Source organism: Pseudomonas sp. CCI4.2 (assembly GCF_034350045.1).
In the GTDB taxonomy this organism is placed as follows: Bacteria; Pseudomonadota; Gammaproteobacteria; order Pseudomonadales; family Pseudomonadaceae; genus Aquipseudomonas.
This window is the reverse complement of record NZ_CP133781.1, coordinates 2,783,651-2,796,847: the sequence shown is the minus strand read 5'-3', so window position 1 is coordinate 2,796,847 and position 13,197 is coordinate 2,783,651. Positions and strand designations below refer to the sequence as shown.

Annotated in this window: 13 protein-coding genes; 4 read left to right on the top strand and 9 right to left on the bottom strand. The window is 57.1% G+C overall.

Annotated elements, in window-relative coordinates:
* Positions 1 to 18 precede the first annotated feature (18 nt).
* The 6 genes from RHM65_RS12695 to RHM65_RS12670 form a co-directional block, all read right to left on the bottom strand.
* Positions 19 to 561, bottom strand: a complete 543-nt coding sequence (locus RHM65_RS12695; protein ID WP_322165628.1) for a C40 family peptidase — start codon at positions 559 to 561, stop codon at positions 19 to 21.
* A gap of 88 nt (positions 562 to 649) precedes the next feature.
* Positions 650 to 1,315, bottom strand: coding sequence for a C40 family peptidase (locus RHM65_RS12690; RefSeq protein WP_322165629.1), 666 nt, complete (start codon positions 1,313 to 1,315; stop codon positions 650 to 652).
* Between the two features lie 75 nt (positions 1,316 to 1,390).
* On the bottom strand, positions 1,391 to 2,134 hold the full coding sequence (locus RHM65_RS12685; RefSeq protein ID WP_416194716.1) for an NAD-dependent deacylase: 744 nt from the start codon (positions 2,132 to 2,134) through the stop codon (positions 1,391 to 1,393).
* A 28-nt stretch (positions 2,135 to 2,162) separates the two neighbouring features.
* Complete coding sequence (gene hda, locus RHM65_RS12680) at positions 2,163 to 2,867, bottom strand: DnaA regulatory inactivator Hda (RefSeq protein ID WP_322165631.1); 705 nt, start codon at positions 2,865 to 2,867, stop codon at positions 2,163 to 2,165.
* A 122-nt stretch (positions 2,868 to 2,989) separates the two neighbouring features.
* Entirely contained in the window at positions 2,990 to 4,063 is a 1,074-nt protein-coding gene (locus RHM65_RS12675) for an AI-2E family transporter (RefSeq protein ID WP_322183434.1), read from the bottom strand.
* A 52-nt stretch (positions 4,064 to 4,115) separates the two neighbouring features.
* Positions 4,116 to 5,192 carry a DUF2066 domain-containing protein gene (locus tag RHM65_RS12670; RefSeq protein ID WP_322165633.1) on the bottom strand — a complete coding sequence of 359 codons (1,077 nt, stop codon included), beginning with the start codon at positions 5,190 to 5,192 and terminating at the stop codon, positions 4,116 to 4,118.
* Between the two features lie 348 nt (positions 5,193 to 5,540).
* Here RHM65_RS12670 and purM point away from each other — a divergent pair, with 348 nt between their 5' ends.
* From purM to RHM65_RS12650, 4 genes are all read left to right on the top strand, one after another.
* On the top strand, positions 5,541 to 6,599 hold the full coding sequence (gene purM / locus RHM65_RS12665; protein ID WP_322165634.1) for a phosphoribosylformylglycinamidine cyclo-ligase: 1,059 nt from the start codon (positions 5,541 to 5,543) through the stop codon (positions 6,597 to 6,599).
* Complete coding sequence (gene purN / locus RHM65_RS12660) at positions 6,596 to 7,246, top strand: phosphoribosylglycinamide formyltransferase (RefSeq protein WP_322171071.1); 651 nt, start codon at positions 6,596 to 6,598, stop codon at positions 7,244 to 7,246. Before purM ends, purN begins: the two co-directional genes overlap by 4 nt.
* An 8-nt stretch (positions 7,247 to 7,254) precedes the next feature.
* Positions 7,255 to 7,971 (top strand): DUF3108 domain-containing protein, encoded by a 717-nt coding sequence (locus RHM65_RS12655; protein WP_322165635.1) that lies wholly within the window; start codon positions 7,255 to 7,257, stop codon positions 7,969 to 7,971.
* Positions 7,972 to 8,573: 602 nt separating this feature from the next.
* Complete coding sequence (locus tag RHM65_RS12650) at positions 8,574 to 8,753, top strand: hypothetical protein (RefSeq protein ID WP_322165636.1); 180 nt, start codon at positions 8,574 to 8,576, stop codon at positions 8,751 to 8,753.
* 69 nt (positions 8,754 to 8,822) lie between these two features.
* Here RHM65_RS12650 and RHM65_RS12645 read toward each other — a convergent pair whose 3' ends face one another.
* The 3 genes from RHM65_RS12645 to relA all read right to left on the bottom strand — a co-directional run bounded on the left by RHM65_RS12645 (position 8,823) and on the right by relA (position 13,105).
* Positions 8,823 to 9,362 carry a DUF2058 domain-containing protein gene (locus RHM65_RS12645; RefSeq protein ID WP_322165637.1) on the bottom strand — a complete coding sequence of 180 codons (540 nt, stop codon included), beginning with the start codon at positions 9,360 to 9,362 and terminating at the stop codon, positions 8,823 to 8,825.
* Complete coding sequence (gene mazG / locus RHM65_RS12640; protein ID WP_322165638.1) at positions 9,359 to 10,183, bottom strand: nucleoside triphosphate pyrophosphohydrolase; 825 nt, start codon at positions 10,181 to 10,183, stop codon at positions 9,359 to 9,361. The genes RHM65_RS12645 and mazG overlap by 4 nt, the downstream gene beginning before the upstream one ends.
* Positions 10,184 to 10,861: 678 nt before the next feature.
* A complete protein-coding gene (gene relA, locus RHM65_RS12635) occupies positions 10,862 to 13,105 on the bottom strand; it encodes a GTP diphosphokinase (RefSeq protein WP_322165639.1) in 2,244 nt (747 codons plus the stop codon).
* Between the last annotated feature and the right edge of the window lie 92 nt (positions 13,106 to 13,197).

The following is a 13,197-nucleotide window of genomic DNA, read 5'->3' as shown; positions in this document are numbered from 1 at the left end:
AATCCGTCGGTAATACTGCTACGGATTGCGCGCCAAGTGCTCTGGTTGAATAACGCGCTTGGCGTTGAGGTAGGCCTTTTGCCAATACGGTTTGGATAGACTGTCCAGCCGCACGGTGCCGCCTGTGGCGGGGGCGTGAACGAAGCGCCCTTCTCCGACGTAGATGCCGGCGTGGCTCACGGTTGAACCACCACCAGTAGCGAAAAACAGCAAATCTCCCGACTGCAACGCGTCGCGATCCACATTGGGCGCACGCATGCTCAGCATGTCGTGGGTCGAACGCGGCAGCGCGATGCCGGCCGAGTTTCGGTAAACGTAGCCAATCAGACCACTGCAATCAAACCCGGAGTCCGGCGTGTTGCCGCCCCAATGATAGGGCGTGCCGACCAATCCCAGCGCACGAATAAGCACATCTTCGGCAGCCGGTGAGGAATAATCGGAGGGAGCATAAACCACGGGTTGAATAACCCGAGAGCTTTGAGGCGAGGGAGTATGGCCGGCGCATGCACTGAGCAACGCGACCAGCATGCCTATTGAGCCAAGACGTAACGTAATCGACATAAACACAACAACCTGATCTGGATGCGGCTTACTGTGCCGAGAGCCGCAAGCACGTATAAGCCGATGACGGCTTACACGCCCCGGCTATTTACTGGTGTTGAGTCTGAATTGTAGTCGGAGCCATCGCTAATGCACGTTTGGCTTCGATAAAGGTCTTTTTCCAGTAGCTGTCGTCCAGGCTATCAACCCGAACACCGCCGCTGCGCGTACTGCTGGAGTGGATGAATTGATCATCGCCCAGATAGATACCCGCATGGCTCACACGACCACGGCCCTTGGTGCTGAAGAACAAAAGATCACCGGGCTTGAGGTCGTTACGCGCCACCAGGGGTGCGTCTACGTTGATCATTTCACGCGTGGAACGCGGCAGAGTCATGCCCGCTTGCTCGCGGAACAGGTAGCCGATGAAACCGCTGCAATCGAAACCAGATTCGGAGGTGCCGCCTGCACGGTACCGGGTACCGATCAAGGACATGCCGCGCTCAAGGATGCTGTCTGCGAGAACGGGCATGCGATACGGCTTGCTGCTTCCAAAATCGGCCAACTCTTTCTCGGTGATCAGCTCATCCGAGAACAGAGCGTCAGCATCATCAGACCCATCGGTTATCTGCGAGATACGCGCAGATTGCGCCGTCATGGAGTTCTGAAAAACCGGAGAGTGTTGCTGTTGTTGCGAGACGGGCATCTGTGCCGCGCAACCAAAAAGGAATGTAACCAGTGCGAGAGGCACGAGGGGTGCGAACCGAGTGAACATGTGCACGACCGTGGCTGATATGTAAAGAAGTCGAGACTATGCCCTCTATCATCCTCATTTGCAAATTCAATCGATCTAGATGTGACTTATCAGCAACTCCATAACCTCTAAGGCTCTACAGCCCAGAAACACATCCATCGCCGCGCTATGATCGGTGCGCTGCGGATTTATCTCTGCGGTAAAGCCCCCAGCCACACGCGCACGCAGCACGGGCTCATGAATGTACGGAAAACTGGCCGTGGTGCCGATCGTCAATACGGCATCAAAACCCTTGGCCATCTCCTCGTGCAGCGTCTCCATCGCCCGCTCGGGCAGCATTTCCTGAAACAACACCACCGGCGGGCGCAATATCCCCTGGCATGTTTTGCACAGTGGCGGTAATGGCCGCTGCAGATGCTCGCTCAACTGCGGATCAACCGCGCCGCAGGACTGACAGAACAAAGGTGACAGCTGCCCGTGAATTTCGATCAAGCGCTCAGGTGGACTGCCCGCTGCTCGGTGATAGCCATCGACGTTCTGCGTCAACACCCAACAGTCAGGCTTGATTCGCTGCAATTGAGCGATGGCGTAATGCGCTGCATTCGGTTGCGCCCCCAGACACGCTTTTCCCAACTCGGCGATGTATTTCCAGCACAGTGCGGGATCGCGGCGCAGCATCGGCCCTGACAACGCCATTTCGATGGGCAGACCGTCCACCGTTGTGCCGTTATAGAGACCGCCGACCCCGCGATAGGTGGGCAAACCTGAATCGGCCGACAGGCCAGCACCGGTAATCACTAAAATGCGCTGAGCGTGGCGTAGCGCCGCCGCCGTTTGCATCAGCAGATCCGGGGCTATCACGACGGAATTACCAACCCAGCGTCTCTTTCAAAAACGGAATGGTCAGCTTGCGTTGTGCCTGCAACGACGCTTGGTCGAGGCGCTCCAACAGCTCGAACAATGCGCTCATGCTGCGGGTGCCACGGGTCAGAATAAAATGGCCGACTTCATCGGTCAGGTGCAAGCCACGGCGTGAAGCCCGAAGTTGGAGGGCGCGCAGCTTGTCTTCGTCAGACAGCCCGCGCATCTGGAACACCAAGGCCATGGTCAGGCGCGATTTAAGATCGAGCAGCTTGACCGGCAACTCCCGGGGCGATTGCGACGCCGCAATCAATAAACGGCGACCGCTGTCGCGCAGGCGATTGAATAGATGAAATAAGGCTTCTTCCCACTCCGGCTTACCGACCACCGCTTGCAGGTCGTCCAGGCACACCAGTTCGTACCGCTCAAGATTGTCGAGGAGTTTGACCCCTTCACTTAAGAGATCGGCCAGCGGCAGGTATACCGCAGGCTCACCCATTTGCTCCAAGCGCAAGCAAGCAGCTTGCAACAGATGAGTGCGACCGACGCCGTCCTTGCCCCAGAGATAAATCAGGCTTTCGGTCCAGCCAGCATCGGCCTCACACAGCCGCTCGACATAGCCGAGTGCTGCAGCATTAGCGCCGGGATAGTAATTGATGAAAGTGGCGTCATCGCGCAGACGCACACCCAAGGGCAGCTGAATCGGTTTCATGCTGGCTGAGCGGTTCAGGCGAACCGCTAGGGGCCTCTGTGTAAAGTGTGCAAAGTTTATACCGGTGGCGCTGGGCACACAATGCGGTAGCAAAATCAAAGGTTTGAGACGGCCTGTAGAAGCTACAAATCAGGATCTTCCGTTCCGCCATAGATATCTGACTCTTTATAGACGTCATGGGCATGGCGCAGGACCACCATGATCACGGCTGCTACCGGGAGCGCCAACAACACGCCGGTGAAGCCAAAGAGCTCACCCCCGGCCAGAATTGCAAAAATCACTGCCACCGGGTGCAAGCCGATTCGGTCGCCCACCAGCAATGGCGTCAGCACCATGCCTTCCAGCGCCTGACCAATCATGAACACCGCGACAATGCCCATCATCGGGTACAGATCACCACCAAACTGAAACAGGCCGGCAATAATCGCCGCGCCAATGCCTATCACAAACCCCATGTACGGAACGATGGCGGCGAGACCGGCAATTACTCCGATCAACAGGCCCAGCTCCAGACCCACCAACATCAGGCCCGCCGCGTAGATGAACCCCAGGGCGACCATGACCAACAACTGCCCGCGAATAAATGCGCCTAACACTTCGTGGCATTCGCCAGCCAACTTGACGATTTGTCCTTCGCGATGGCGCGGCAAGAGGTTACGCACCTTCGCCATCATCACGTCCCAGTCACGCAGCAGGTAGAAGCACACCACCGGGATCAATATCAGATTGGTCAGCAAACCAATCAGCGCCAGGCTTGAGGCCGTGGCCTGGGCCAATACGATGCCAACGATGTCGCTGGTCTGGCCCATGTGCTCAGAAATAGCGGCCTTGACCTTGTCAAACTTCCAGAAACCTTCTGCCAGGCCCAGCTTTGCCTGGGTCCACGGCAATGCCGTGTGTTGCAACCAATCGAGTATTTGCGGTGCAAGCTCATACAAGCGGAACAATTGCTTGGCGAGCATCGGCACCAACACCAATAACAAAGTCATGAATACCAGTGTGAACATACCGAACACCACAACCACGCCCAGCGTGCGCGATGACCCGACGGCCTCCAGCCGGTCAACCAACGGGTCGGCCATGTACGCCAACAGCAATGCAATCAAAAACGGTGTCAGGATCGGGTGCAGCAAAAACACGAACACGCACAGCAGGGCAACCCCGCCAATCCAGAACAAACGACGTGAACCAGCCATTACTGCCCCTTTAACACCCGAAAATTAAAAACCGTATACAAGCATTCCATGTCTACCAGCGGAAATTCAACTGCGGCGACGAAGGCGTTTGCCGTGCTGGCGCAACAGGCGCCACCCCGCCAACGGCGGCTGGCTGGGTCGGCGCCTCAGGCGCTACCTCGCTGACCGGAACTTCCTGCAACTTGGCCAGGGACAACTGCGACCGCAATTGGTCAGCGCTGCCACTGAGGTCATAAGTGATGGAATCCCCTTCCACGCTTTTCAATTTTGCGCCAAACGGATCAAGCAAACGACCCAACTGCGCGTAGCGCTCCAAGGTCATGCCTTGCACGTGCAATACCAGACCGGTGGACGCGCCGGGCCTGACCACGAAATGCGGCGCCAGGCGCTCGCTGACTGCCAACATCACCGCATCAGCCAATGCCGCAGTATCCGTGCCAGTGGCGGTGCCCTGCTCACGCTGAGCACCGAGCCATAAACGCCACGTGGCTTGCCATTGTCCGCCGTCTTGATGGGCATGCACGGCCAGCAAAGCATCGGCGCCATATCGATCAGAGGCCTCTTTTAAGGGCGCAGGGTCCGAGCCTTCTAGATTCTTCGCGGTGGCGACGATTTGCTCACTTAAGTCCGCCAGCGGCAACCGTAACGGCAAGCCACGGTGCTGAGCCGCGCGGCGCAACGGTTCGGCCAGCGCCTGACCGTCGCCCACCAGATTTGAACCGTCAGTAGCATCGTTCAACCACCAGCCCAAAATGGCCGGGCGATTGGTGCCCCACAACGGCAGGCCGGCCTTTCGCAACGAGTTGTCGGCGCTGACCGGGTCGAAATCCACCAGCAAGGTTTCCGGCGGACCAGCCTCGTAGCCATATTTACTGATGATCTGCTGCGGGTCTTTGCGCACCTCAGACAAGCCCGCGCTTTGCATAGCCTTTGGATCACCGGTCAGACGCAGGACCAAGGTTTCGAGGGCGCGCTGGGTCGCCTGCGTACGCTCGTCAGGCGATTGCCCAGTAACGGGCTCACGCACTTGGTACAGGTTGCTGACGGTTTCCGCGAAGCTGGGCAAGCTGACAAGTGAGAGGCAGCCCACGAATAATAATTTAGAAAAACGCTGGGTAGAAAGACGCATTAAGGATTCCCGAAGGCCAAAAATGACACAAAAAAAAGAACGCATGACACAACTGATGCGGTTGAGACCACACATCGGGTCGAATCATTCACAAATAATCAGAGCTACACCTTATACAGGCGCCGACGAACGAGCCAGCGCGAGCACACTGGTGAATTATTTTCTCCTCAACAGCCTACCGGTCGGCCTAAGGATGGCCGCTGCCCTGTAAGCCTGATAAAATCGCGCGCCTTCACAGACTGACGATGGCAGCGGCCCCTGAAACGACGCGTTATTACCCTCGCGATGTTTTTTGAACGGCCCTGCTTTAGCAGTCGATCCCCCGAATCCCCCCTAAAGGCCTGGATTATGAGCAAGCAACCCTCCCTGAGCTACAAAGACGCCGGTGTAGACATCGACGCCGGTGAAGCATTGGTTGAACGCATTAAAAGCGTTGCCAAGCGCACCAAGCGTCCGGAAGTCATGGGCGGCCTGGGTGGCTTCGGCGCCCTTTGCGAAATCCCGGCTGGCTACAAGCAACCCGTGCTGGTTTCCGGCACCGACGGCGTGGGCACCAAGCTGCGTCTGGCGCTGAACCTGAACAAGCACGACACCATCGGCATCGATTTGGTGGCCATGTGCGTCAACGACCTGATCGTGTGTGGTGCAGAGCCGCTGTTCTTTCTCGACTACTACGCCACCGGCAAGCTCAACGTCGAAACCGCGACCCAGGTCGTGACCGGCATTGGCGCAGGCTGTGAACTGGCAGGGTGCTCGCTGGTAGGCGGCGAAACAGCTGAAATGCCGGGCATGTACGAAGGCGAAGACTACGACCTGGCGGGCTTCTGCGTCGGCGTTGTGGAAAAAGCCGACATCATCGACGGCTCGAAAGTCGCGGTCGGTGACGCACTGCTAGCCCTGCCGTCTTCTGGCCCGCACTCAAACGGTTACTCGCTGATCCGCAAAATCATCGAAGTCGCTGGCGCCGATATCGAAACCATCCAGCTCGACGGCAAGCCGTTGACCGACCTGCTGATGGCACCGACCCGTATCTACGTCAAGCAGGTGCTCAAGCTGATCAAGGACACCGGCGCGGTCAAGGCCATGGCGCACATCACCGGCGGCGGCCTGGTGGACAACATTCCGCGCGTACTGCCCGCAGGCACTCAAGCCGTGGTCGACGTCGCCAGTTGGCAGCGCCCGGCAGTGTTCGATTGGTTACAGCAGCAAGGCAACGTTGCCGAAACAGAAATGCACCGTGTCCTCAACTGCGGCGTCGGCATGGTTATTTGCGTTGCTCAGGAACACGTCGACATCGCGCTGAACGTGCTGCGTGAAGCCGGCGAGCAGCCGTGGGTTATTGGTCGGATCGCGAAAGCCGTTGAAGGCGATGCGCAGGTCGAGCTGAAAAACCTCAAGGCACACTGATGTCAGCGTGTGATGTAGTGGTGCTGCTGTCCGGTACCGGTAGTAATTTGCAAGCCATGATCGAGCGCCTCCACGGCGTCGATCAACCGGCCCGGATCTGCGCGGTAATTTCCAACCGCGCCGATGCTTTCGGCCTCCAGCGGGCCAAGGCTGCCGGCATCGAAACCCGGGTGTTGGACCATACCGCGTTTGAAGGCCGCGAGGCCTTCGATGCTGCGCTGATCGAGCTGATCGATACGTTCAAACCCAGGCTGGTGGTGCTCGCCGGATTCATGCGAATCTTGAGTGCGGCGTTCGTTCGGCATTATCAGGGACGCTTGATCAACATCCACCCTTCCCTGCTGCCGCGATATAAAGGCTTGCACACTCACCAACGGGTACTGGAAGCTGGTGACAGTGAGCATGGTTGCAGCGTGCATTTCGTGACCGAGGAACTCGATGGAGGTCCTCTGGTCGTACAGGCAGTCGTTTCGGTTGAGTCAGATGATTCGCCAAGCAGCCTGGCGCAACGCGTTCATGCTCAGGAACACCAGATTTATCCGCTGGCGATTCGCTGGTTTGCCGAAGGACGATTGAGCCTTGACGAACACGGCGCTTCGCTGGACGGCCAGTTACTTGGGGCCCGTGGCCACTTGATTCGAACCTAGGAGATACTATGCGTCGCGCTTTGCTGTTCGCTTTCGCTTTGCTCGCACTGCCTGCTGTTCAGGCCGCTGACCTGCAACCCTATTCTGCTTCATATACCGCTGACTGGAAGCAACTGCCCATCAGCGGCGGCACAGCTCAACGCAGCCTCGTAAAAGATGCCAACGACACCTGGACCCTGAGTTTCAAGGCTTCCATGATGATCGCCAGCCTGACCGAAGTCAGTACGCTGAAAGTCGACAAAGACGCCCTGCTGCCACAGACCTACAACTTCGAACGTGGTGGTTTGGGTAAATCCAAGAAAGTCGACATGACCTTCGACTGGGCAGCCAAAATCATCAATGGTTCTGACCGCGGCACCGCGTTCACCGTGCCACTGAATCGCGGCATCCTCGACAAATCGACGTATCAGCTGGCATTGCAGAACGACGTTGCCGCTGGCAAAAAAAGCATGAGCTACCAAGTTGTCGATGGCGATGAGGTCGACACTTATGACTTCCGCGTTCTGGGCCTGGAAAAGGTTTCCACTAAAGCGGGCCAAGTCGAAGCCATCAAAGTTGAACGCGTCCGTGATCCAACCCAAAGCAAACGCATCACCGTGATGTGGTTCGCCAAAGATTGGGACTACCTGCTGGTTCGCCTGCAACAGGTTGAGAACGACGGCAAGGAATACAACATCATGCTGCAAGACGGCACCGTCAACGGCCGGACCGTGAAAGGAAGCTGATTGGCCTGATGACGCGAAACCCCAAGGCCCCGCTTTTTAGCGGGGCTTTTTTACGCCCGTAACTCTCCTAGGAGCCAAGCTATTGGCGAGACGGCATCACTGACACAGCGCTTCGCCAATACGTTGGCTCTTATCAAACACCGGATAACCTTTTTGAATTCAGAAGATAATTTTAAGGACTGCCGAAGGCCGCGAAGAATATTGGTGCTTACTATTCCAAATCTGCCGAAGTCCTTGTGGGAGATTGGCTTGCCAACGAAAGCGTCATCGTAGGCGACCCAGGTTTCAAGTCGACATCAGCTGCGCGAGTACGGGCCTCTTCGCAGGCAAGCCTGCTCCCGCAGAATGTGCTGCGCGACAGCGCGGCATCGATGACGTGGCGGACCCTCCTACAAGGCAAGCTGAACGCGAGCTGTCTGGGTAAATTATTCTTCATATTGATCCGTTCTGGCTCGCGCCCTTACAACCCGTGACCCAGAGCCATTTTTTCGGTTCTAGTAAAGGTGAATTGCAAATAAAAGCTATTTACTTAGTCTGCTAACAAAATTATAAAAGACGCCTGCGACGCGTTGTCGCAGACACCAGTGTCAGGAGTCTTCTAGATGACCGTAAAAGTTACTGAACGCGACTTTTCCCACCTCTCCCATGAAAGCCAGGCTTCTGGTCAGCAAGTTTGGGATGTACATCAACAGGACTTGTTGGTCGGGATGTTCCATAACGAGACGGAAGCTCACCAATACAAAGCTGAGCTTGAAGACCTGGAAAGCCAGCGCACCTCGTAAGACGTCATTTCGGAATCGCAGTAAAAACAAAACCCGCCTCGGCGGGTTTTGTTTATCTGGCGCAGAGGTTTACCACATCAGGTCATCAGGCACCTGATACGCCGCGTACGGGTCATCAGCATCCGGCGCTTCAGTTGGCACGTTAAGCAACACGATCCGGCGCGGGTCGCGCTCCTGGATCTTCAGTGCTGCTTCACGGGGAATGATCTCGTAGCCGCCCGCGTGGTTAACAATGGCTAACGACCCGGCGCTGAGCTTGTTACGCATCAACGCGTTGACCGAGATACGCTTGACCTTCTTGTCGTCGACGAAATTGTAGTAATCCTCGGTCGTCAGCTTGGGCAAGCGCGACACTTCGATCAATTGCTTGACCTGCGCGGCGCGGGCTTTCTGCTCGACCTTCTCCTGCTGCTGACGATTGAGCTCCTGATCACGCTTAGCCTTCTCGGCCATGACCTCTTGGGCAGCGCGCTTCTGGGAATCATCAGCTTCTATCTGGCCCTTGTGCACCAGACGCTGTTCTTTCTGCTTGTCTTTGCCGACCTGCTTGGCCTGCTTTTGATTGACCAAGCCTGCTTTGAGCAACTGGTCGCGGAGGGAAATACTCATGGCGCGTTCTTTTCCTGACGTTTGGCTTCGCCCCACAGAGCGTCCAATTCTTCGAGGGTGCAATTTTCTATGGGACGGTGGGTTTCGCGCAATACCTGTTCGATGAATCGAAAGCGTCTTTCGAATTTAGCATTGGCGGCGCGCAAAGCCGTTTCTGGATCAACTTTAAGGTGGCGGGCCAGATTGACCACCGAGAACAGCAAGTCGCCGATCTCTTCGGCAACCGCCTCAGCATCGTCATCGGCCATGGACTCCAGCACTTCGTCGAGTTCTTCGCGAACCTTGTCGAGCACCGGAAGGGCATCGGGCCAATCGAATCCGACCTGCGCCGCACGCTTTTGCAGTTTTACCGACCGAGACAAGGCCGGCAAGGCGTTTGGCACGTCATCGAGCAGCGACAACTGCTCCGGCGCCTCGGCCTTTTCCGCGCGTTCTTCAGCCTTGATTTCTTCCCAGCGCTGCTTGACCTGGGCCTCGTCCAAACGCGGGGTTTCCAACGGCGCGTATAAATCGCCCGTCGGAAACACATGCGGGTGACGACGTATCAGTTTGCGAGTGATGCTGTCGACCACACCGTCGAATTCGAAGCGGCCTTCTTCACGGGCCAGTTGGCTGTAATACACCACTTGAAACAGCAAATCACCCAACTCGCCCTGTAGATGATCAAAGTCACCGCGCTCAATGGCATCGGCGACTTCATACGCTTCTTCCAGGGTATGCGGAACGATGCTGGCGTAGGTCTGTTTGATATCCCACGGGCAGCCGAACTGCGGATCGCGCAGCCGGGCCATGAGGTGCAGTAGGTCTTGGAGAGTATGCATGGGAAGTCTCGTTAAACATTACTTTGTAGGAGCCAACGTGTTGGCGAAGCGGTTGTAAAAATGACACCGCCTCCAACCTTCGCCAACACGTTGGCTCTTATCAAACTACTTTTTAATCTTTTAAAAACAACGGGTTGGCGCTAGGTTACGTGTGTTTATCCGGCCTTTGTAGTTGCTGAGCTTATGGTTTCGCTTTTACAGCGAGTCACCTTTTTCAACCGCCAAAAAGGTAACCCAAAACGCTTGCCCCACCATGCAGGACCTCGCTTAGGCTCGGTCTTCCCTCACTCCGGCGTTGCTCCGGGGGTCGCCGCAAGGGGCCGTCCCTGGCCCCGTGCGGCTAACTCGGCGTCCATGCCTCGTTCCCCCCTGCGCAACGCCTACGTTCGGCCGCATGGTTTCACGGGGCCTCTTTCCGTAATTTGATATTCAATTCACCGGCGATCTACAGGGAGGCGGCCATCTGTAGAGCCAACTTGTTGGCGAAGGTCCTTCGGCCCTTGTCGCAGCCTTCGGCAGCGTCTACAAATGTGTGCATTGCGCGAAAAACTGTGGGACCGAATTTATTCGGGAAGGCGCCAGTCCTGACACGCTGCAACCTCAAGCCATACAAAGTACCGCCCAGTTTGCTGCGAGACAGCGCGGCGTCGAAGACGTGGCGGACCCTCCTACAGGTACTCAAGGCGTTCTATTACGCCGGGTTTCGATGATGTTCGGCAGCTGGGAAATTCGTCCCAACAAACGCCCCAATGCATCCAGCCCCGGAATCTCGATGGTCAGCGACATGAGCGCGGTGTTGTCTTCTTTGTTCGAGCGGGTGTTGACCGCCAGTACGTTGATCCGCTCGTTGAGCAGGACCTGGGAAACGTCACGCAACAAGCCGGAGCGGTCGTAGGCTCGGATCACGATATCCACCGGGTAAGTGAGCACCGGTACCGGCCCCCAACTGACCTGAATGATTCGCTCTGGTTCGCGACCACCCAACTGCAGCACTGACGCGCAATCCTGACGGTGGATACTGACGCCTCGGCCCTGGGTGATGTAGCCGACAATCGCGTCGCCCGGCAGCGGTTGGCAACAGCCAGCCATTTGCGTCATCAGGTTGCCGACGCCCTGAATCTGAATATCGCCGCGCTTGCCCGGCTTGTACCCCGTGGCTTTGCGCGGGATCAGTTCCAGTTGTTCGTTACCACGCTCCGGCTCGACCAGTTGCTGCGCCAGGTTCACCAGTTGCGCCAAACGCAGGTCGCCAGCGCCAAGAGCGGCAAACATGTCATCGGCAATTTTGAGGTTGGCTTTTTCCGCCAACTTATCAAAGTCCACCTGCGGCAGTGCCAACCGTGCGAGTTCACGTTCCAGCAAGGTTTTACCGGCGGCGACGTTTTGATCGCGGGCCTGCAATTTGAACCAATGGACGATCTTCGCCCGCGCCCGTGACGTGGTGATGTAACCCAGGTTCGAGTTCAGCCAGTCGCGGCTTGGCGTGCCGTGCTTGCTGGTGATGATCTCGACCTGTTCACCGGTCTGCAGGCTGTAGTTGAGCGGCACGATGCGCCCGTTGATCTTCGCCCCACGGCAGTTGTGGCCAATCTCGGTGTGCACGCGATAGGCGAAATCCAGCGGCGTCGAGCCTCTGGGCAAGTCAATGGCGTGACCATCCGGGGTGAACACGTAAACCCGATCCGGCTCGATATCGACCCGCAACTGATCCGCCAGCCCACCGATGTCGCCCAGCTCTTCATGCCACTCGAGCACCTGACGCAGCCAAGAGATTTTCTCTTCGTAGTGATTCGAGCCAGATTTGACGTCAGTGCCTTTATAGCGCCAGTGCGCGCACACCCCCAGCTCCGCCTCTTCGTGCATGGCGTGGGTACGGATCTGCACTTCCAGCACTTTGCCTTCGGGACCGATGACCGCCGTGTGCAGCGAGCGGTAGCCGTTTTCCTTGGGGTTAGCGATGTAGTCGTCGAATTCCTTGGGAATGTGCCGCCATAAGGTATGCACGATACCCAGCGCGGTGTAGCAGTCGCGGACTTCGGGAACCAGCACGCGCAACGCACGCACGTCATAGATCTGGCTGAATTCCAGACCTTTGCGCTGCATTTTGCGCCAGATCGAATAGATGTGTTTGGCGCGGCCGCTGATGTTGGATTTCACACCGGTGGCCAGCAGTTCGTGCTCCAACTGCCCCATGACATCGCTGATAAACCGCTCTCGGTCGAGGCGACGTTCATGGAGCAATTTGGCGATTTGCTTGTACTGATCGGGCTCTAGGTAGCGGAAGGACAGGTCCTCCAATTCCCATTTGATATGACCAATACCTAGGCGATGAGCCAGTGGCGCGTAGATGTCGAACACTTCCCGGGCGACCCGGTTGCGCTTTTCCTCTGCGGCGTTCTTCACCGCACGGATCGCGCAGGTGCGTTCCGCCAGTTTGATCAGGGCGACGCGTACGTCATCGACCATGGCCACGAGCATCTTGCGCAGGTTTTCCACCTGCGCCTGGCTGCCCAGCACCAACGACTGGCGCGGGCTGAGACTGGCGCTGATCGCGGCCATACGCAGCACGCCGTCGATCAGTTTGGAGACCGTCGGGCCGAAGCGTTGGGTGACCTCTGGAAGCTGAATCTTGCCTTCGCGTACGCCCCGGTAAATAACCGCCGCCACCAAGGAGTCTTGATCGAGCTTGAGGTCAGCAAGGATCTCGGCGATTTCCAGGCCAGCCTGGAAACTTGAGGTCCCTTCTGCCCATAAATTCTTTGAGGCATTGTCTTGTTGCTCAGCGTGGCGGGCAAATTCGCACGCTTCTTTCAATGCTTGTCGGTCTAATACGAGGTCGACACTGACGACATGATCGAGCCATGCATCGAGATTGATACTGCCATCGGTGTTGATCGGCTGGTGCGCTCTCACCTGTACCATGTTGCTTACCTTCCCTACGGCGCGATAAAAAGCGCCTTCAGTCGCTGGCCTTCTTGAGCAAACGCCTCTTGCTGGGCAGGCAAGGGCTGTGC